Genomic DNA, 20,889 nt, shown 5'->3' with positions numbered 1-20,889 from the left:
TCACCCCAGCTGCTTGGTACCGGCCAGCGCCGGCATCCCCAGCGCTTCCGGTAACCGTCCGCTGTGACTGAACCGGGCCGCCCGCCGGTGGATCCGATGTTCGCGGCCACGGGTCCGGGGCGGGGCCGCCGCCCGCGTCGGCTCGGCGTAGAACATCTTCTTGGTGACCTCGACCAGCACCAGGTAGGCCAGTGTGAACAGGGCCAGCGCGCCGAAGAACTGCCAGGGCAGCGTCGTGAAACCGAGCGCATGCGCGAACGGAGACACCGTCATACCGATGCCGAGCGCAATCACCGCCAGTGTGGTCAGCGTCAGCCAGCCGCCCGGGCGGCTGCGCACGAACGGGATGCACCGGGTGCGGATGGCGAAGATGATCAGCGTCTGGGTGGCCAGCGACTCGACGAACCAACCGGTTCGGAATTCCGTTGGCCCGGCGTGCAATACCCCGAGCATCAACCCGAACGTCAGGAAGTCGAACAATGAGCTGATCGGGCCGAAGGTCAGCATGAACCGCCGGATGAACGCGATGTTCCAGTGCGACGGCGCCTGCAGCTGCTCCTTGTCGACCCGGTCGGTGGGGATGGCCAGCTGCGAGCTGTCGTAGAGCAGGTTGTTGAGCAGGATCTGGCTGGGCAGCATCGGCAGGAAGCTCAGCACCGCTGAGGCGGCCGCCGCACTGAACATGTTGCCGAAGTTGCTCGACGTGCCCATCAGCACGTACTTGATGGTGTTGGCGAAGATCCGCCTGCCCTCGGCCGCACCGGTGGCCAGCACACCCAGATCCTTCTCCAGTAGCACCACATCGGCGGCGTCCTTGGCCACGTCGGTGGCGGTGTCCACGGAGATCCCGACATCGGCGGCGTGTAGCGCCAGCGCGTCATTGACACCGTCGCCGAGGAAGCCGACCGAGCGGCCGTGGTGCCGCATCACCGTGATGAGCTTGGCCTTCTGCTCCGGTGAGATCCGCGCGAAGATGGTGGCGTCGCGGGCCGCCGCGTCGAATCCGGCCTCGTCAAGTTCGGCCAGCGCGGCGCCGGTGACGGTGCCCTTGGTGGGCAAACCGATTTCGGCGCAAACCTTTTCGGCCACCTGCGGGTTGTCGCCGGTCGCGATCTTCAGTTCGATGCTCAGCTCGGCGAGCCGTCGCAGGGACGCCCGCGCCGCGAGCTTGGGCTGGTCGGCGAAGACCAGGAACCCGTCGAGCGTCAGCCCCGCCTCATCGGCGGCGGTGATCACAGACAACTCCGGCGCCGGGCGGCTGGCCACCGCGACCACCCGACGGCCCGCGGCGAACAGGGCGTCCATCAGCGGGTGCGCCGCGGCGGGCACCTGGCTGCAGTGCTCTAGCACCTGCTCGGGTGCGCCCTTGACGATCAGTGTTCGGGCGCCGCAGTCGTCGACCAAGGCCGATGTTGCACGCCGGAGGTGGTCGAAGGGCAGTTCGGCGATCCGGGTGGCGTCGCGGGTGACCACCCGCTGGCCGGCCTCGGACTCCCACAGCGCCGCGTCCAGGGAGTTGGCGCTGGTGCCACCGACCGCGGGGTCCACGTCGGTGGCCAGCAACCCCTTGCGCAGCACCGCATCCGCCGGCGTCCCCACCGCATCGACGGCCTCGATGAGGGTGATCCGGCCTTCGGTGAGGGTGCCGGTCTTGTCGGTGATCAGGATGTCGATGTCGCCGAGGTCCTCAATGCACACCAGCCGCTTGACCAGAACCTTGAGCTTGGCCAGCCGCCGTGACCCGGTGGCCAGGCTGGTACTGACCACGGCGGGCAGCAGCTGCGGGGTGATGCCCACCGCGATCGCCAGCGCGAACAGCACCGAGTCGATGACGGGCCGGCGCAGCAGCAGATTGGTCACCAGGATCAGCACCGTCAGGGTGATCGCCACCTGCAGCAACAGATAGGAGAATCGGCGCAGCCCGGCCTGGAAGTCGGTTTCGGGCTGTCGCTCCCCCAGCCCCGCGGCGATCCGGCCGAACTGGGCGTCCAGGCCGGTGGCGTACACCACCGCGGTGGCGCCGCCGGCGCTGACGACGGTGCCCATGAACGCCAGGTCATTCGCGTCGGCCAGTGCCGCATCGGGCGGCGCCGGCGATGCCGACTTCTCGGCGGCGGTGGACTCGCCGGTGAGGATGCTCTCGTTGCATTCCAGGCCGTTGACGGTGAGCACCCGCACATCGGCCGGAACCAGCTCCCCCAGTGCCAGTTCGATGACGTCACCGGGCACCAGCTCGTTGACATCGAGCTTGACGTAGCTGCCGTCGCGGCGCACCACGCAGGTGTGCCGCACGCTCGAATGCAGTGCGGCACTGGCCCGCTCGGCGCGGTACTCGTTGAGGAAGCCGAGACCGACGCTGACCGCCAGGATCAGGCCGATGATCACCGCCTGCGTGCTGTCGCCGAGGAAGTAGGACAGCACCGCGGTCACCGCCAGCAGGGCCAACACCGCGTTGTTGAGTTGCCGGCGCAGCACCGCCCAGGCGCTGACCCGATGGGTGCGAAGCGAATTGGGGCCGAACGTTGCCAGCCGGGCGGCTGCCTCGGTGGTCGACAACCCGCCGGCGGTGGTGTCCAGCCAGCCCAGTACGTCGGTCAGCGGCGCGGCCGCCACTGCGGCCGCGGTCAGTGACGGCGGCGGCAGGGCGGCCGGGTGTTCATCGGGAATGGTTGCTGTCACCGGCGCGCGCCGCCTCGAGGAGCAGGCGCCGCTCCGCCGCGGCGACCGTGCGCCGCGCGCGTGCTGCGGCATCGGGGTTCACCGAAACCGACGTAATACCCATCCGCACAAGGTGTTCGGCGAAGGCCGGTTTCGTCGACGGTGCCTGACCGCACAACGACGACGTTATGCCCAGCCGGCGCGCGGTGGAGATGATGCGGCCGATCGCGTCGAGCACCGCGGCGTCGGACTCGTCGAACAGTTCGGCGCAGATGTCGGAGTCACGGTCTACTCCCAGCATGAGCTGGGTCAGGTCGTTGCTGCCGATCGACACCCCGTCGATGCCCATGCCCACATACTCGGGCAGCCAGTGCACCACCGAGGGCACCTCGGCCATCACCCAGCGGTGCAGGCCGCGCTGGCGGCCGAGCGGGCTGGCGTCGACCAGCGATAGGCACTCCTCGAGTTCCCATTTTGTCCGCACGAACGGAATCATCAAGTGCAGGTTGGGGTTCTGTTCGCGAACCCGGGCCAGCGCGGTGAGTTCCAGGGCGAACACGTCGGGCTCTTTGACGTACCGGTAGCACCCGCGGTAGCCGATCATCGGGTTGTGCTCGACGGGCTCGTAGGCTTCGCCGCCGGCCAGCCCACGGAACTCGTTGGTTCGGAAGTCGGTGGCCCGGTACACCACCGGGCGCGGGGCGAAGGCGCCGGCGATCCGGCCCACCGCGGAGGCCAGCGCGTCGACCAGGGTGTCCTGCTCGCCGCGGGCGATCAAATCGCGCGGATGCCGGTTGCGCAGCGCATCGGTGAGGATGAACTCCGCCCGCAGTAGCCCGACCCCGTCGACATCCTCGGCGGCGACTCGCTCGGCGCTGTCCGGCATCGCGAGGTTGACGTAGATCTTGGTGGCGGTTACCTCCTGGGCGGCCACCGAGGTGGGCGCCACGGCGGGGGCGGACGCGCCGGTGACCACCGCGCCGCCCTGGGCGGGTGAGGTGCGACCGGCCAGCACCCGGCCGTGGGTGCCGTCGACGGTTACCAGCATGCCGTCCTCCAGGTCGGCGGTCGCCGTACGCGCGCCGACGATGCAAGGCACACCGAGCTCGCGGGCCACGATAGCGGCGTGGCAGGTCATCCCGCCGGTGTCGGTGACCAGAGCCGCGGCCCGACGCATGGTGGGCAACCAGTCCGGGTTCGTCATCTGAGCCACCAGCACCTCACCGTCCCGCAGCCGGGCACCGTCGGCGACGTCGATCAGCACCCGCACCACGCCGGACGCCTCACCGGGCACGGCGGGCAGCCCCTGGGCCACCACGTCATGGGTCTCCGGCACAGGCTTGCCCACCCGATGCAGGGTGGTGATCGGCCGGGTCTGCACGATCCACGTCTTGCCTCCGGCGATCGCCCACTCGGTGTCCTGCGGGCAGCCGCTGTGCTGCTCACTGCGGACGGCGATCTCGGCGATCGTGCGTGCCTCGTCGTCGGAGAGCACCTGCGCCAGCCGCTCGGCCTCGGGCAGCTCGACCTTCTGGTCGCAGCCGTCAGAGCCGCGCACGATCTTGAACGCCTTGTATCCGATGCGGCGAGACAGGATTTCGCCGGTTTCCTTGGACACCAGGTACGTGTCGGGCTCCACCGATCCGGACACCACGACCTCGCCCTGACCGAATGCCCCCTCGATGACCACCCGGTCCTCGGCATCGGTGGTCGGGTCGGCGGTGAACGCCACGCCGGCCCGCTCCGAGGCGATCATCGTCTGGACGACCACCGCCATCGCCGGGTCGGCGGAGAAATTCCGGCTGGCCCGGTAGGCGACCACCCGGGGCGCGAACAGCGAGGCCCAGCACTTCTGGACGGCGTCGAGTAGCTCCTGCTCCCCGGTGATGTTGGTGAAGGTCGCGTTCATTCCGGCGAACGAGGCGTCTGCGCCGTCTTCTCCGGTGGCCGAGGAGCGCACCGCGACGCTGGTGTCGTTGCCGAGGCGCCGATAGGCGGCGAGCACCATGTCGCGGACGTCGTCGGCCATGCCGGCCTCGAGCACCAGAGCCTGCATCTGCTGGCACATCTCGCTGAGCTTGTCGGTGTCGCTGCCGTACCGCATGGCTTCGCGGTGGGCCGCGTTGAGGTCGTCGGCGACACCGGCGGCTTCGGTCGAGGCCAGATAGCAGTCCCGCAGCAGCACGAAGCCGGGTGGCACGGGCAGGCCGGCCGACACCATCTCGCCCATATTGGCGCCCTTGCCGCCAGCCTCTTCGGCGTCGCTCATCCGCAGCTCGGCGATGTCGGCGACGTAGTGACGATGTGCCATGAAGATCTCCTCGAAAGTGCTGCAGGACTTCTCAGATAGCCAGACAGCAGATCTGCTGAGCGAGCGCGACGGAGTCGGCGAGCGGTCTGGTGGTGTCGATGCGGTGCGCGCCCTGCCAGCCGTCGTCCGCGCGGTCGGCCAGTGCGGTGGCGATCTCCGGGGTGGCTTGCGAAGTCGTCTCGGTACGGGCCCGGATCCTGGCGACAGTGGCGTCCAACGGCGCGGTGCAGGCGAATTCGAAGACGATCGCCGGCGACTCGGCGGCCAGCGCCCGAGCGCGCTCGCGATGGCCGGCCTCGCGCCAGGTCCCGTCCAGGATGACGGTACGGCCCTCGCACAGGTCGAGATGGGCCCGGCGCAGCACCCCGTCATAGACGGCGTCGACGTTGCTTTGGCTGTAGAGCCCTTCGCCGAGTGTGCCCGGTTCACCGGTCAGTTCGCCGACGCGGACCATCTCGGCGCGCACGTCGTCGGTCGAGATCACTTGGGCGCCAAGCGCATCGGCCAGAGATCGAGCCAGCGTGGTCTTGCCCGTTCCGGGTCCGCCGCCCACCAGGATCAGCCGGACAGCACCGGCGCGCAGATGATCGAGCGCGATCTGCAGATGCCGCGCGGCCTCCTGCGCGGCACCGGCGCCGCCCTGGATGTGGCGGACGCAGTCGACCTTGGCGCGAACGACGGCGCGGTAGGCGATGTAGAAGTCGCGCAGCGAGGACGGCGCGTCGTCCCCGGCCAGCCGGGCGTAGGTCGACAGGAAGACATCGGCCAGATCGGCCCGGCCCAGGAACTCCAGATCCATGGCCAGGAACGCGGCGTCGTCAATGACGTCGACGTAGCGCAACTGGTCGTCGAACTCCAGGCAGTCCAGCAGCGCGGGCCCGTCGTCGAGACAGAAGATATCGTCGGCCAACAGGTCGGCGTGGCCGTCGACGATCTTGTGCTCGGCGACCCGGCGGGCGAACAGCACTGCGCGACCGGCAATGAAGTCGGTTGCCAGGACTCCGATTTCGGCCACCGTGGTTGAGTCGAGGCCTGGAACCACCCCGTCGGCATAGCGCGCGAGTTCGGTGAGGTTCTCCTGCCAGCGTCCGGTGATCGCCTCCACCCGACCTTCGGCGTCCACCTCGCGCCCGCGCAATGCCGAGGCGTGGAAGCGGGCCAGCATCAGCGCCACCGCCGCCAGCTGGTCTTCGACCGGCTCGCCCAGGCGCACCAAGGTGGCCAGCCTGCGGTCGTCGGGGTGGCGTCGCATGACGATGACCGGTTCGGGAAGACCGCCGGGCGGGGTGAAGCGTCCGATACCCAAGTAGCTGTCGGGGGCCAGCCGGCTGTTGAGCAGCAGTTCGTGGGCGCACGCAGCCTCCCGCCGCTCCAGCGTCGAGAAGTCGAGAAAATCGGTGACGACGGGTTTCTTCACCTTGTAGGCCCGATCGCCGACCAGGAACACCATGCCGGTATGGGTTTCGGCGATCCGGGGTCCGACAGCGGTTTCCGATGGCGCGGCGGTTGTCTCGTTGCGCGATCCCGATCCCATGTCCTTAATCCTTGTCCGTGGCGGACATCGACACAGCGGTCCTACGGCCACTGAGCGCGGGTGTAAGGTCCCCTGCACCGAGAGCACAAAGGCCCCTGTACCGCCCGCGTCCTGTCAAGTGACTTCCGGCCCCTGTCGTCGGGGCGTCGGCGACATAAGGTTCAACCATGGCCAAGTCGGCGCTCGATCCCCAGGTGTTGGCGAACGCGGTGGAACTGGCATGCCGTGCACCGTCGGTGCACAACTGCCAGCCGTGGCACTGGGTGTGCGAAGGAGCGCAGCTGAAGCTGTTCGTCGAGCCGCATCGGGTGCCCCATGCCACCGATCTCAGCGGGCGCGAGGCGATCATCAGCTGCGGTGCAGTACTGGATCATCTGCGAGTGGCCGCCGCGGCGGCCGGCTGGCAGACGCACGTCGCGCGGTTCCCCAACCCCAACGACCCCGATCACCTGGCCACCGTCGACTTCAGCCTGATGGAGTACGTGACCGACGCCCACCGCGGCCGCGCCGACGCGATCCTAGCCCGGCGTACCGACCGGCTGCCCTTCGCGCCGCCGCCGGCCTGGGCGGCATTCGAAGCGGTGTTGCGCAGCACGATCGACACCGACAAGGCGACGCTGCACACGCTGGCTGACACGGCGCGTCCCCAGCTGGCCGAAGCGTCGCGCCTGACCGAGGCGCTGCGCCGCTACGACGCCTCATACCATGCTGAATTGCATTGGTGGACAGCACCTTACGAGGTCTCGGATGGCGTGCCCTACAGCTCGCTGGTTTCGGTTTCCGAACGTGATCGGGTCGACATCGCCCGCAGGTTCCCCGCCGAGGAACATCCCGATCGCCGGCCGGAGGTCGACCACGACCGGTCCACGATCGTGGTGCTGTCCACCAACGGCGACACCCGCCGGGAGGCTCTGGGTTGCGGTGAGGTGCTCTCGGACGTCCTGCTGGAGGCCACCATGGCCGGACTGGCCACCTGCACCTTGAGCCACATGACCGAATTGGCGGCCAGCCGCGCCATCGTCCGGGCACTGACCGGATCCGACGATGACCCGCAACTGCTGATCCGAGTTGGGCTGGTTCCGTCGATCGCGCAGCTCCCATCGGCCACCCCCCGCCGGCCGCTGGCCGACGTTCTGGAATTCCGCGGCTAGCGCCCCTCGGCGCGGCGTTTGATCCCCAGCAGCATGCCGCGGGTCATCAACGACACCACGGGACCGGACAGTTCAGCACCGAGCACCTCGCCGGGCAACCGCATTCGCGCCCGGCTGCGGACCAGGAGCCGGCAGCGATCCTCCCAGCGCGGCATGACGTGGAACGACCACACCCCGTCCCACGGCAGGGCAGCAGGATCCGCCCGCAATACGATCGACTGACCTTCGACGACCTTGGCGACCGGCAGCGCCAGTCCGTCGCGCAGGCCCATCCAGCCGCGCGGGACCAACCGGATCACGTCGCCGACGGCCAGCTGCTGCCACTCGGGGTGGATCCGGTCGGCATTGCAGAACTTCAGGCCGACAAGGTTTTCCAGCGATTCGTAGCTGTACAGCCCGCCGCGATCCTGCCCCATCTGCACCAGCCACGGCCACACCGCACCCGCGGGCGCGTCGATCCACACTCCCTCGGTGGTCTGCACCGCCGGCCGCCCGACGAGTTCATCGCCGGGAAGCGGTGTTTCGCACTCGTCCTTGGTGGTACCCCAGTTGCGATAGAACCGTCTGGCCGCATAGACACTGGCTCCGGCGAGCGCCGTTGCCATCACGCTCCTCCACATGCCGTCAGTGTTTCGCACGACGAACGCGATGCGTAGGGTCTTACGCCCCCATCCGGGCCGGCGCCGACGAACGGCCCACCGCGTCAGGACTTCGGTCCCTACCGGTGGCCCGGGCGCAGTGGTCGGATCGAATTCGAATGAGGGGACAGCCATGGAACACCACGAGACCAAACACACGGCGGTACTGATCGCCGTCGACGAGGACGCCGATCGCACGCGGGCCACCGCTCGGCTGTCGTGGCGCGACACCACCCTGATGGGCCTGGGGACCGCCCGGATGGACACCGGTGACGCACACGCCCTCGAACTCCGCGACGAAATGGCCGTCGCGCGCGCACTATCCAATCTGGCCAACCAACTCTTCGCCACCTCGATATCGGAACTCGAGACCGCCGCACCCCGGGGGTCGTCGTTGACCGTGTTCCGGGGCGGCCGACGATGACCAAAGCCGGCGGCTTACGCCGCCAGCAGCCGCGCCGGGTCTTCTCCGACCGCCGCGAGGCGGGCCAGGTGCTGGCCGGGCTGTTGCAGGCCTACCGGGGCAGGCCCGATGTCCTGGTGCTCGGCCTGGCCCGCGGGGGCATCCCGGTCGCCTACGAGGTGGCCCGCTCGCTGGGTGTGCCGCTCGACGCGTTCATCGTCCGCAAGCTCGGAGCTCCAGGTCACGAGGAGTTCGCCGTCGGGGCCCTGGCCAGTGGCGGCCGGGTAGTGGTCAACGACGACGTGCTGCGCGGCCTGCAGATCACCCCGCAGCAGCTGCGGGAGGTCGCCGAGCGGGAGGCTCGTGAGTTGGTTCGCCGGGAAGCCGCCTACCGGGAAGGGCGTCCCCCGGTGCAGGTCGCCGGCAAGACGGTGATCCTGGTCGACGACGGACTGGCCACCGGCTCGAGCATGCTGGCTGCCGTACAAGCCCTGCGCGAATCCGAACCGGCCGGGATCGTGATCGCCGTCCCCGCCGCACCGGAGTCGACCTGCCGCGAGTTCGCCGGCATCGTCGATGAGGTGGTGTGCGCGTCGATGCCCACACCGTTCCTCGCGGTGGGCGAATCGTTCTGGGATTTCCGCCAGGTCACCGACGACGAGGTACGCGAGCTGCTGTCGCGGCCCACCACCGGCAAGCCGGCGCCGGCGGCCGAGCAACCTGCCGCCGTCCTGGTGGCCCACGCCGCCGTCGACGCGCCAGACGGGGTGCCGCCACACGAGGTCCTTGAGGACCTGATCGGCGACGCCCGGGTGGTGCTGATCGGCGAGAGTTCGCACGGCACGCACGAGTTCTACCAGGCACGCGCCGAGATCACCAAGTGGCTGATCATGGAGAAGGGCTTCAATGCCGTTGCCGCCGAAGCAGATTGGCCGGACGCCTACCGGGTCAACCGCTACGTGCGGGGCCTGGGCGACGACTCCACACCTGAGGAGGCGCTACGCGGTTTCGAGCGCTTCCCCGCCTGGATGTGGCGCAACACCGTCGTACGCGACTTCGCGGGCTGGTTGCGCTGGCACAACGGCCGCTGCGCGGCCGACGGGCGCCGGCAGACCGGGTTCTACGGTCTCGACCTCTACAGCCTGCATCGTTCGATGCAGGAGGTCATCGCCTACCTGGACGGCGTCGACCCCAAGGCTGCGACCCGCGCCCGCGCCCGCTACGCCTGCTTCGACCACTCCGACGGCGACGACGGCCAGGCCTACGGCTACGCCGCGGCGTTCGGCGCCGGCCCGTCCTGTGAACGTCAGGCCGTCGAGCAGCTGGTCGAGCTGCAACGCCATGCGGTGGAGTACCTGACCAAAGACGGTCAGCTCGCCGAAGACGAGCTGTTCTACGCCCAGCAGAACGCGATGACCGTGCGCAACGCCGAGGAGTACTACCGCGGGATGTTCCGCGGGCGGGTCACCTCGTGGAACATGCGCGACAAGCACATGGCCCAGACCCTCACCGCCCTGCTCACCCATCTGGATCGACACAGCGGCGCCCAGGCCGATCAAGGTCCCGCCCGGATCGTGGTGTGGGCGCATAACTCTCATGTCGGTGATGCCCGCGCTACCGAAGTCTCCGCGGACGGTCAGCTGACCATTGGCGAGCTGGCCAGGGAGCGCTACGGCGAGCAGGCCAGGCTGATCGGCTTCTCGACATACCGCGGCATGGTCACCGCGGCGAGCGAATGGGGCGGGATCGCCGAACGCAAGACAGTGCGCCCGGCCCTGGCCGGCAGCATCGAAGAGCTCCTGCACGACACCGGTAAGTCGTCGTTCCTGATCTCGATGCACGACGGCTCGCCGGCTGCCGCCGCGTTGGAGCAGGTGCGGCTGCACCGCGCGATAGGAGTGATCTACCAGCCGCAGACCGAACGGCAGAGCCATTACTTCCACGTGCGCCCGGCCGACCAGTTCGACGCGATGATCCACATCGACACGACCAGGGCGTTGGAGCCGCTGGAACCGACCAGTGTGTGGATCGCCGGCGAAACCCCCGAAACCTATCCGAGCGGCCTGTAGCCAATGGACGAGTTCAGTGTCGCCGGGCACCGCATCGTCACGCTGACGATGAATCCCGCCCTAGACATCACGACGAGCACCGACGTGGTGCATTCCACCGACAAGCTGCGGTGCACGGCGGCACGCTACGACCCCGGCGGCGGCGGCATCAACGTCGCGCACGTGGCCGACGTGCTCGGCGCGTCGGCCACGGCCATCTACCCGGCCGGCGGTTCGGCGGGCGACATGATCACCCGGCTACTGACCGCCGAAGGGGTCCCCGTGCACCCCATCCACATCGGTGGATCGACCCGGGAGAGCATCACCGTCAACGAGTGCAGCACCGACCGGCAGTTCCGGTTCGTGCTGCCCGGGCCGGAACTGACCCTGGCCGAACAAACCGAATGCCTGCTGCAGTTGCGGCGGAAGGCGGCCTCGACGGCAATCGTGGTGGCCAGCGGCAGTCTTCCGCCCGGGGTGCCGCCGGACTTCTATCAGCAGGTCGCCACCGTGTGCGAGGAGATCGGCGCGCTGTTCATCCTGGATACCTCGGGCGGTGGCCTCACGCACGTCAGTTCCGGGGTGTTTCTGCTCAAGCCCAGCGTGCGGGAATTGCGCGAATGCGTAGGCCGGGAGCTGGCCACCGAATCCGAACAGGTCGCCGCCGCCCGGGAGCTGATCGGGCGGGGATGCGCGCATGCCGTCGTCGTCTCCCTCGGCCCGCAGGGCGCGCTTCTGGTGACGCCACACGCCGCGCACCGCTTCCCGGCGGTGCCGGTGCCGGCCGGAAGCGGCGTCGGGGCCGGTGACGCGATGGTGGCCGGCATCGCGGTCGGCCTGACCCGCGGCTGGCCGTTGATCGAGGCGGTCCGATTGGGCGTCGCGGCCGGAGCAGCCAAACTTCTCACTCCGGGCACGGCCCCGTGCACCCGCGAGGACACCGAACGGCTCTTCGAGCAGACCGCCGACCCGGTCGACGTGGACCTGGTCTGCGGATAGCCGAACACGCCGGACGGCCATGCTCATTTCTTGTCAGTTGAGGACTTTCTGCCCTCAGCAGTCATGAGGCGGCGAGACTAACGTCGAAGACAAGCACCGTCCAGTGGGAGCCACCGATGCCCGAACCGTTCACCCCGCCGTCGATCGTCGTCGGTGTAGACGGATCCCGTGGCGCCGTGCGCGCCACGCTGTGGGCCATCAAGGAGGCGGTCAGCCGCGACATCCCGCTGCGACTGCTGTACGCCATCGCGCCGTCCGGTTCCGGTCAGGCCGATCCACAGGAGGAGGCCCGCCAGCTGGCCAACGCCGAGCTGGCGGTGCGCTACGCCGCCAACGCCGTGGAAGCCACCGAGGCGCCGGCGAAGGTAGAGGTCGAGATCGTGGCCGGGCGGCCGACGGCCACGCTGGTTCAGGCGTCTCGCGCGGCGGCCATGGTCTGTGTCGGCTCGGTCGGTCTCAAACACTTCGACCACAACCGGATCGGTTCGACGGCCACCGCGTTGGTGGCCTCCGCGCACTGCCCGGTGGCCATCGTCCGCGGTTCGGACCGGGTCGCCACCACCGATGCGGGCTGGGTCGTCGTCGACCTCGACGAATCACCCGACAGCGCCGCGGTGCTGCAGTGCGGCGTCGAAGAGGCCCGGCTGCGCGGCGCGCCGCTGCGGGTCCTGAGTTCGTGGCAGTCGCGCTACACCGACGTGCACGACTCCCACGCGGTCGCCGACGGCAACCGGATGGTGCGGGCCCAGCTGGACCGACGGTTGTCGCACTGGAAACACCGCTACCCCGAGCTGGACGCTCGCCCGGTGGCCGTGCACGGCAGCGTGCTGAACTATCTGGCCAAACACGGCGAGGAAATCCAGCTCGTCGTGGTCGGCGCGCGCAACGCCGAAAGCATCGAGGAACTCCTGGGCCCCACCGGGTCGGCGGCTCTGCACAACACCGATTGCTCGGTCCTGGTAGTCGATCGGCAGCGCCTGTTGTGACACGTCGTAGCTGCGGACCGATATCGTTGCAGCACGGACTGCGGATTCCGCCGCCGCAGAGTGTTGCAGACCTGGAAGGCACGCCATGGTCAAGGTGTTTCTCGTCGATGACCACGAGGTCGTTCGCCGCGGCTTGATTGACCTGCTCTCAGCCGACCCCGAGCTCGACGTCATCGGTGAGGCCGGATCGGTCGCCCAGGCAATGGCACAGATTCCGGCGTTGCAACCCGATGTCGCGGTCCTCGACGTGCGGCTGCCCGATGGCAACGGCATCGAGTTGTGCCGCGACCTGCTCTCGAAGATGCCGGATCTGCGGTGTCTGATGCTGACGTCGTTCACCTCCGATGAGGCGATGCTCGACGCGATCCTGGCCGGGGCCAGCGGTTACGTCGTCAAGGACATCAAGGGCATGGAGCTGGCCAAGGCGATCAAGGACGTCGGTGCCGGGCGTTCCCTGCTGGACAACCGGGCGGCCGCGGCGTTGATGGCCAAGCTGCGCGGGGCCGCAGAACGCTCCGATCCCCTGTCGGGTTTGACCGAACAGGAGCGCGTGCTATTGGGACTACTGGGCGAGGGATTGACCAACAAGCAAATCGCCGCGCGGATGTTCCTGGCCGAGAAGACGGTGAAAAACTACGTATCGCGTCTGCTGGCAAAGCTTGGTATGGAGCGACGCACACAGGCTGCGGTGTTCATCTCCAAACTCGACCAGAGCCATCACAGCGAAGACTGAAGCACCTGGACCTATCCAATGGCACGATGGGATTCGTGACCGACGCCGTCGGACCGGAGGGGAACCAAATGGCCGCCCCACCCGTCCGCGATACCTTGTCGGGATTGCGCCTGCGCGAACTGCTCGTCGAAGTCCAGGACCGGGTCGAGCAAATCGTCAAGGGCCGTGATCGGCTCGAGGGGTTGGTCGAGGCGATGCTGACGGTGACATCGGGGCTGGAACTGGACGTCACACTCAAGACGATCGTGCGCACGGCCATCGACCTGGTCGACGCCCGCTACGGTGCCCTCGGGGTCCGCGGCCACGACCATGAACTGGTCGCCTTCATCTACGAGGGCATCGATGGCGCTACCCGCGAACTCATCGGCCCGCTGCCCCAGGGACGGGGGGTTCTGGGCCATCTAATCAACGAGCCCAAGCCGATCCGGCTGGACAACATCCTGCAGCATCCGGCCTCGGTCGGGTTCCCGCCGAACCATCCACCGATGCGCACCTTCCTCGGCGTCCCGGTACGCATTCGCGACGAGGTCTACGGCAACCTGTACCTCACCGAGAAGGCCGATGGCCAGCCCTTCAGCGAAGACGACGAGGTGCTGGTCGAGGCATTGGCGGCCGCGGCCGGAATCGCCATCGACAACGCCCGCCTCTACGAGCAGTCCCGTACCCGGCAGCACTGGATCGAGGCCACCCGCGACATCGGCACCGAGCTGCTTGCCGGTGCGGAGCCGGCCCGGGTGTTCCGGCTGATCGCCGACCAGGCCCTGGGGTTGACCCGTGCCGACGTGGTGCTGGTCGCGGTGCCCACCGACATAGAACTAGGCGTCAACGAGGTCGGCGAACTTCTCGTGGTCGAGACAGCCGGGATGGCCGGTCCGGCCAGCTCGTTGCCACCCATCATGGTGGCCGGCAGCATCGTCGGCGAAGCGTTCACCACCCGAACACCGCGCCGGCTGGACAACATCGGCGACGAACTGAACGGTGTGCCCGAGGCGGGGCCGGCGCTGGTGTTGCCGTTGCGCACCACCGACACCGTCGCCGGCGTGGTGGTGATTCTGCGCCGCCGCGGCGGGCAGACGTTCAGCGACAAACAGCTGGACATGATGGCGGCGTTCGCCGACCAGGCCACGCTGGCCTGGCAGCTGGCCATCACCCAGCGACACATACGGGAACTCGACGTGCTCTCCGACCGCGACCGGATCGCGCGGGATCTGCACGACCACGTCATCCAGCGGCTGTTCGCGGTCGGGCTGTCGCTGCAGGGCACGATTCCGCGCAGCCGATTGCCCGAAGTGCGCCAACGACTCACCGAGAGCGTCGACGAACTGCAAGGCGTCATCCAGGAGATCCGGACGGCGATCTTCGACCTGCACGGCGCCTCCCTGGGCACGACCCGACTGCGCCAGCGGCTCGACGAGGCGGTCGGGGCATTTCCCGGGGCGGACCTGCGCACCACCGTCCAGTACATCGGACCGCTCTCGGTCGTCGACGCCACGCTCGCCGATCACGCCGAAGCGGTGGTCCGCGAGGCGGTGAGCAACGCCGTGCGGCATGCGCAGGCACACACGCTGACCGTCAACGTGCGGGTGGAGGACGAACTCACGATCGAGGTGATCGACGACGGTCGCGGAATGCCGCCCGACGTCACAGCCAGCGGACTGAACAACCTGCGCCAGCGGGCCGCCGAGGTCGGTGGCGAGTTCTCCGTCGATACCGCACCAGACGGTGGCACCGCCCTGCGCTGGACGGCGCCACTGCCCTGACCGCCCCGCAACCAGTCCGCAGACACCGCGTCGTCACCGCGCGACGATCACCGGCATCCGGACTCCGTGCACTACCGCAGTACTGACCGATCCCAACAGCAGCCCAGCGAAGCCACCGCGCCCGTGGCTGCCGACGACGACGAGCTGCGCGTTCTCGGACTGCTCGATGAGCTGGCGAGCCGCCCGGTCGGCAACCACGACCCGCCGCACCAGGACGTCGGGGTAGCGTTCCTGCCACCCCGCCAGCCGTTCGGCGAGCGTCTCCTCACCGAGCTGCTGCATCGTCGACCAATCCAGTCCGGGGAACTCGAAAACCCCGGTGTCACTCCAGGCATGTACGGCGAGCAGGTCGACGCCGCGCAGCGAGGCCTCTTCGAACGCGATCGCCACGGCCTGCTCGGAGGCGGGTGAACCATCGACGCCGACCAGCACCGGCGCCTTCGACGGGAGCGCCATCAGTGGATCCTCGTCGTGGATGATCGCCACCGGGCAATGCGCGTGATGCACCAGCCCCGTGCTGACCGAGCCCAGCAATCCGCGGGCCAGGGCGCCGCGGCCGCGGCAGCCGACCACCACCAGCTGCGCATCCTTGGACAGGTCGGCCAGAGTCGGAACGGGCGGGCCGGAGACGATCTCGGTGGTGACCTCGACCAGCTGGCCGGCGCCGGCTTCCTCGGCCGTCTTGCGCGCGCTGTCGAGGATCGCCTCACCGGATTCCTGTTGCCACTGCAGATATCCCGGCGGCATCGGCACCTCGGGGAAGGTCATCACCACCGGCGGGTTCAGGATGTGGACCAGCTTCAGCGGCACGTTGTGCATGGCCGCCTCACGGGCCGCCCAGTCGACGGCGACCTTCGACTCCGGCGAACCGTCGACTCCGACGATGATGCCGTGTCGTGTTGTGGGAGTTGACATTTCATTCTCCTTCTAGCCGGTACGCATCTAGACGCCAGGCACGTGGACTGCCGGCGCGTCATCTACAACGCTAGGGTCCGCGAGTCTTGAGAACATGAGGCGTAGGTCCCCTCCCCCATGGCCACAAGGCCCTGATCGGGACTCGAACCGGTGTGGCAGAGTCGGTGCCATGGTCAGCGTCAGCCCGTTCGGTGTCCGAACCGGCATCATTGACCATGGCGGATCCGATATCGGGCCGCCGGTCGCCATTGACCCGCGCTATCACGACGCGGTCCTGTTCGATCTCGACGGCGTGATCACCGATACCGCCTCGCTGCACGAGGCGGCCTGGGCAGAACTGTTCGCCGACTACGACTTCACCTCCGCCGACTACCGGCACACCATCGACGGTAGACCACGCTTCGACGGGGTGCGGGACTTCCTGGCCTCCCGCGGGATCGTGCTGCCCTGGGGCACACCGTCGGACGACGGGCCGGACACCGTATGCGGCCTGGGCAACCGCAAACAGCGGCTATATCTGGCCAGGATCGCCAACGGCGTGCCGACATTCGCCTCGACGGTGGCCCTGGTGCGCCGGCTCGATGAGCTCGGGGTGGGCACCGCGGTGTACTCGGCCAGCCGCAACTGTGAGGCCGTGCTCGAGGCCGCCGGAATCGGCAACCTTTTCGCCGTCCGCGTCGACGGCGTGAGCGCCGAGCAGCTGGGCCTGCCGGGCAAACCCGACCCGGCGGTGCTGCTGGAGACCGCCAGGCGCCTGGGCGCACGGCCCGGCCGCTGCGTCGTCGTCGAGGATGCCGAAGCGGGGGTGGCGGCCGGCAGAGCGGGCGGCTTCGGGCTGGTGATCGGTGTCGACCGAACGGGCAGCACCGGGTCCGATTTGTTGCGGTGCGGCGCCGACGTGGTGATCGGCGACCTCGCCGACGTCGCCGTGCGGGCCATCGATCGCCGGATGTCCGCGCTGCCCGACGCCCTGCACGTGTTCGATCAGATCGCCGACGTCGCCTCGGCCCGAAAACCCGTGCTGTTCTTCGACTTCGACGGCACGCTGTCGGAGATCGTCGACGACCCGACGGCCGCGACCCTGGTTCCCGGTGCAGCCAAGGCGCTGCAGGCGCTGGCCGCCCTCTATCCCGTCGCGGTGCTCTCCGGTCGCGATCTGGCCGACATCCGGGTTCGCGTCGGCATTCCCGGCTTGTGGTATGCGGGCAGCCACGGCTTCGAGATCGTCGCCCCCGACGGCGTACACCACCAGAACGAGGTCGCGGCCGCCGCGACACCCCTGCTGGCCCATGCCGCCGAGGAACTCGCCACCGAGCTGGCCGAGCTGACTGGAGTGGTGGTGGAGCACAAGCGGTTTGCCGTCGCCGTGCACTACCGCAACGCCGCACCCGAGGCGGGCGCGACTGTGACCGCCGCGGTGCACCGGGCCGGCGCCCGCCATGGCCTGAAGGTGACAGCAGGACGCAAGGTTGCCGAGTTGCGCCCGAATCTGGACTGGGACAAGGGTGCAACGCTGGAGTGGATCAGCGACCGGGTCACCGACCACGAACCGTTGCTGCCCGTCTACGTCGGCGACGACCTTACCGACGAGGACGCCTTCGACTGCGTGCTGCACGACGGCATCGGGGTCGTCGTACGCCATCAGGAGGACGGTGACCGGTACACCGCGGCGCGTTTCTCGTTGGCCGATCCGGCCCGCGTCCGCGAGTTCGTCGAACGGCTGGTCGACCAGTTCGACGTCGAGCGCCACGTCGTCTCCAGCCCATGGTCATTCACCTTCGGGGGCTACATCCCCGAACAGGAGCGGCTGCGCGAGGCGTTGTGCACCGTCGGCAACGGCTACCGCGCCACCCGCGGCTGCGCCCCCGAAGCCGACCCCGGCTTGTTCCACTATCCGGGCACCTACAACGCGGGGCTCTACAACCGCCTCGCCGACGAGATCGGCGGCGTCCGGATTGAGAACGAGAGTCTGGTCAACCTGCCGAACTGGCTGTCGTTGAAGTTCCGCATCGACGGCGGCGACTGGTTCGACATCGACACGGCCCAGATCCTGACTTATCGGCAGACTCTCGATCTGCGGCATGCCGAATTGACCCGGGAGTTCCGGTTCCGCGATCCGTCCGGCCGCACTTGCAGTGTCACCCAGCGACGCATCGCTGCGATGCACCTACCGCACGCCTGCGCGCTGGCGACCACGATCCGGGCCGAGGACTGGTCCGGCACCATCGAGATCCTCTCGCTCATCGACGGCGACGTACGCAACGGCGGTGTCGAGCGCTACCGCGACCTGGCCGACGACCACCTGGTCGCGACCACCACCACGGAGCTATCGCCGAATTCGGCGCTGCTGGTGTGCCAGACCGTGCAGTCGCAGATTCCGATCGCGGTGGCGGCCCGGACCACGGTGTGGCGCGGAGACACCCCAGTCGAGACCGACGGTCGCGTCGTCGACGAACCCCGCCGCGTCGGACACGACTACGTGGTGGCGGTGGCCCCGGGTGAGACGGTGACCGTCGAGAAGATGGCCACCATCTTCACCGGCCGCGACCAGGCCATCTCGGACCCCGGCGATGCCGCCCAGCGACTCCTGGGCCGCCTCGGCCGCTACGCGGACCTGCGGGACGGGCACGTCCGGGAATGGGCCCACCTTTGGGAACGATTCGACATCGCCTTCGAAGACAACGCCGATGCGCTGCGGGTCGTTCGCCTCCATCTGCTGCAGCTGCTCCAGACCGTGCCCAACCGCGCGGTGGACCTCGATGCCGGCGTCCCCGCCCGCGGGTTGCACGGCGAGGCCTACCGCGGCCACATCTTCTGGGACGAGTTATTCGTCTTCCCGGTGCTGAATCTGCGCTCCCCGGAGACCACCCGCTCGCTGCTGCGCTACCGGTACCGCCGACTGCCTGAGGCTCGCCGAGCCGCGCAGGAGGCCGGCTACGCGGGGGCGATGTTCCCGTGGCAGTCCGGCAGCGACGGGCGCGAGGAGAGTCAGAAGATGCATCTGAATCCGAACTCGGGCCGCTGGAACCCCGATGCCAGCGCCCGGGCGCACCACATCGGCAGTGCGGTGGCCTACAACGTCTGGCAGTACTACCAGGTGACCGGCGATCTGCAGTATCTGATCGAGAACGGTGCGGAGATGCTTGCCGAGATCGCCCGGTTCTGGGTCAGCCGTGCTGAATTCGACGACACCCTGGGTCGTTTCGTGATCCGCGGGGTGATCGGACCGGACGAGTTCCACTCCGGCTACCCCGACGCGCCCTACGACGGTATCGACAACAACGCCTACACCAACGTGATGGCGGTGTGGGTGATCGTCCGGGCGCTGGACGCCCTCGATGCGCTGCCGTTGCGGGACCGCCTGGATGTGATGGAGCGGCTGGGAATTCACGGCCGCGACCTCGACACGTGGGATGACGTCAGCCGGCGCATGTACGTTCCGTTCCACACTGCCGCTGGCTCGACGACGGGCCCGCAGGTCATCAGTCAGTTCGAGGGTTACGGTGAGCTGGCCGAACTGGACTGGCACGGGTACCGGCGGCGCTATGGCAATATCCAGCGACTCGACCGGATCCTGGAGGCCGAGAACGACAGCATCACCCGCTACCAGGCCTCCAAGCAAGCCGACGTGCTGATGCTGTTCTATCTGCTCTCCTCCGACGAGCTGCGGGAATTGTTCGCGCGCATGGGATATCGGTTCACCCCGGAGCAGATCCCCACGACCGTCGACTACTACCTGCACCGCACCTCACACGGGTCGACGCTCAGTGGCGTGGTACACGCCTGGGTGCTGGCCCGCGGTGATCGGGAGCGAGCCATGCGCCATTTTCAGCAGGTTCTGATGTCCGACGTGGCCGACATTCAGGGCGGTACCACGGCCGAGGGCATCCACATCGCCGCGATGGCCGGCAGTATCGACCTGCTGCAGCGGTGCTTCACCGGCCTGGAGACCCGTGCCGATCGGTTGATCCTGTCCCCGATGTGGCCGGAAAGCCTTGGCGCCCTTCGGCTGCCCATCTACTACCGCGGCTACCGCCTGCATCTGACGATCCTGGGCCGCAATGCCGAGATCAGTGTCGACCCCACCGACCACCCCGCCATCGAGATCGAATGTCACGGGAAGGTGCAGAGCTTGACGCCGGGGTCGACGCTGCGATTCACCTAGGAGTTCTCGGAATCGGCCAGCGTGCGCAGTCCCTGATCCCACTGCGCATGCCTGCGCCGATCGAGCCGGAACCGCACCAGCCCGATCGCGGAGGCGGCCAGGGTGACGACGCTCAGCCACAACACCACTGCGGCGCTGATCGCGTCGGCCGCGGCACGGTCGGGCCGTGGCGGTGGGCCGGCATAGTCCCCACTGGCGTTGTCGACCCAGATCGACAGCTGCTCACCGGCTTTGACCGAACGGTCCCACGGGACGTCGGCTTCGTGGGTGACACCGCGATCACTCCATCGGGCATGGACGGAGAAGGTGACGCTGTAGGGCCGCACCGAAGCGTCGCTGTCCCGGACGACGGCCGCGGCGACCGGGTGCCGGGAGTGCACCTGCGCCGCGTACACCGCGGCACGGCTGGAATGAACAGCGGTTCCGACGGCGCCCGCCACGGGGACCGCCACCAACACCAGCGCGACAGCCAACAGCAGCGCCAGCGCCTCGAGGCGATCGGTGGAGCGCACCAGCGGGTTACGCCCGATCAACCGGCCCAGCACACCACGCCCCGGCCGGAACACGATCGTGTCCATCGACGTACGC

At 68.5% G+C, this 20,889-nt stretch carries 14 protein-coding genes; 8 read left to right on the top strand and 6 right to left on the bottom strand.

Translation table 11 applies throughout. The features are described from left to right. From mgtA to ACXDF8_RS19375, 3 genes are read right to left on the bottom strand one after another with little or no spacing between them, the layout of a single operon-like run. Entirely contained in the window at nucleotides 1-2,679 is a 2,679-nt protein-coding gene (gene mgtA, locus ACXDF8_RS19385; RefSeq protein WP_457224907.1) for a magnesium-translocating P-type ATPase, read from the bottom strand. Then, the gene (gene ppsA / locus ACXDF8_RS19380) at nucleotides 2,657-4,969 is read right to left on the bottom strand and encodes a phosphoenolpyruvate synthase (RefSeq protein ID WP_457224906.1); all 2,313 of its coding nucleotides are present in this window, start codon (nucleotides 4,967-4,969) and stop codon (nucleotides 2,657-2,659) included. The genes mgtA and ppsA overlap by 23 nt, the downstream gene beginning before the upstream one ends. Before the next feature lie 31 nt (nucleotides 4,970-5,000). Further along, entirely contained in the window at nucleotides 5,001-6,503 is a 1,503-nt protein-coding gene (locus ACXDF8_RS19375) for a bifunctional aminoglycoside phosphotransferase/ATP-binding protein (protein WP_457224905.1), read from the bottom strand. A 167-nt stretch (nucleotides 6,504-6,670) separates the two neighbouring features. Between ACXDF8_RS19375 and ACXDF8_RS19370 the strand changes: the two genes are divergently transcribed. Then, nucleotides 6,671-7,654, top strand: a complete 984-nt coding sequence (locus ACXDF8_RS19370) for an Acg family FMN-binding oxidoreductase (RefSeq protein ID WP_457224904.1) — start codon at nucleotides 6,671-6,673, stop codon at nucleotides 7,652-7,654. Here ACXDF8_RS19370 and ACXDF8_RS19365 read toward each other — a convergent pair. Beyond that, the gene (locus ACXDF8_RS19365; protein WP_457224903.1) at nucleotides 7,651-8,274 is read right to left on the bottom strand and encodes an SRPBCC family protein; all 624 of its coding nucleotides are present in this window, start codon (nucleotides 8,272-8,274) and stop codon (nucleotides 7,651-7,653) included. The genes ACXDF8_RS19370 and ACXDF8_RS19365 overlap by 4 nt on opposite strands. Before the next feature lie 151 nt (nucleotides 8,275-8,425). Between ACXDF8_RS19365 and ACXDF8_RS19360 the strand changes: the two genes are divergently transcribed. The 6 genes from ACXDF8_RS19360 to ACXDF8_RS19335 all read left to right on the top strand — a co-directional run bounded on the left by ACXDF8_RS19360 (nucleotide 8,426) and on the right by ACXDF8_RS19335 (nucleotide 15,221). Further along, complete coding sequence (locus ACXDF8_RS19360; protein ID WP_457224902.1) at nucleotides 8,426-8,716, top strand: dsRBD fold-containing protein; 291 nt, start codon at nucleotides 8,426-8,428, stop codon at nucleotides 8,714-8,716. After that, nucleotides 8,713-10,764: an erythromycin esterase family protein gene (locus tag ACXDF8_RS19355; RefSeq protein WP_457224901.1), complete on the top strand. Its 2,052-nt coding sequence runs from the start codon at nucleotides 8,713-8,715 to the stop codon at nucleotides 10,762-10,764. Before ACXDF8_RS19360 ends, ACXDF8_RS19355 begins: the two co-directional genes overlap by 4 nt. 3 nt (nucleotides 10,765-10,767) lie before the next feature. After that, a complete protein-coding gene (locus ACXDF8_RS19350; RefSeq protein WP_457224900.1) occupies nucleotides 10,768-11,742 on the top strand; it encodes a 1-phosphofructokinase family hexose kinase in 975 nt (324 codons plus the stop codon). A gap of 116 nt (nucleotides 11,743-11,858) precedes the next feature. Continuing rightward, nucleotides 11,859-12,728, top strand: a complete 870-nt coding sequence (locus tag ACXDF8_RS19345; protein WP_457224899.1) for a universal stress protein — start codon at nucleotides 11,859-11,861, stop codon at nucleotides 12,726-12,728. Between the two features lie 85 nt (nucleotides 12,729-12,813). Continuing rightward, complete coding sequence (gene dosR / locus ACXDF8_RS19340; protein WP_457224898.1) at nucleotides 12,814-13,461, top strand: hypoxia response regulator transcription factor DosR/DevR; 648 nt, start codon at nucleotides 12,814-12,816, stop codon at nucleotides 13,459-13,461. Nucleotides 13,462-13,487: 26 nt separating this feature from the next. Next, nucleotides 13,488-15,221: a sensor histidine kinase gene (locus ACXDF8_RS19335; protein ID WP_457224897.1), complete on the top strand. Its 1,734-nt coding sequence runs from the start codon at nucleotides 13,488-13,490 to the stop codon at nucleotides 15,219-15,221. Nucleotides 15,222-15,254: 33 nt separating this feature from the next. Here the strand turns inward: ACXDF8_RS19335 and ACXDF8_RS19330 are convergent, their stop codons facing one another. Then, nucleotides 15,255-16,136 (bottom strand): universal stress protein, encoded by an 882-nt coding sequence (locus ACXDF8_RS19330; protein WP_457224896.1) that lies wholly within the window; start codon nucleotides 16,134-16,136, stop codon nucleotides 15,255-15,257. Nucleotides 16,137-16,305: 169 nt separating this feature from the next. Between ACXDF8_RS19330 and otsB the strand changes: the two genes are divergently transcribed. Then, nucleotides 16,306-20,301 (top strand): trehalose-phosphatase, encoded by a 3,996-nt coding sequence (otsB, locus tag ACXDF8_RS19325; RefSeq protein WP_457224895.1) that lies wholly within the window; start codon nucleotides 16,306-16,308, stop codon nucleotides 20,299-20,301. Here the strand turns inward: otsB and ACXDF8_RS19320 are convergent. Continuing rightward, nucleotides 20,298-20,879 carry an Rv1733c family protein gene (locus ACXDF8_RS19320; RefSeq protein ID WP_457224894.1) on the bottom strand — a complete coding sequence of 194 codons (582 nt, stop codon included), beginning with the start codon at nucleotides 20,877-20,879 and terminating at the stop codon, nucleotides 20,298-20,300. The two genes, otsB and ACXDF8_RS19320, sit on opposite strands and share 4 nt — an antisense overlap. Between the last annotated feature and the right edge of the window lie 10 nt (nucleotides 20,880-20,889).

This window comes from Mycolicibacterium sp. CBM1 (assembly GCF_054073305.1).
Note: the sequence above shows the minus strand (reverse complement) of the source record. Positions and strands in the feature narration are given on the sequence as shown.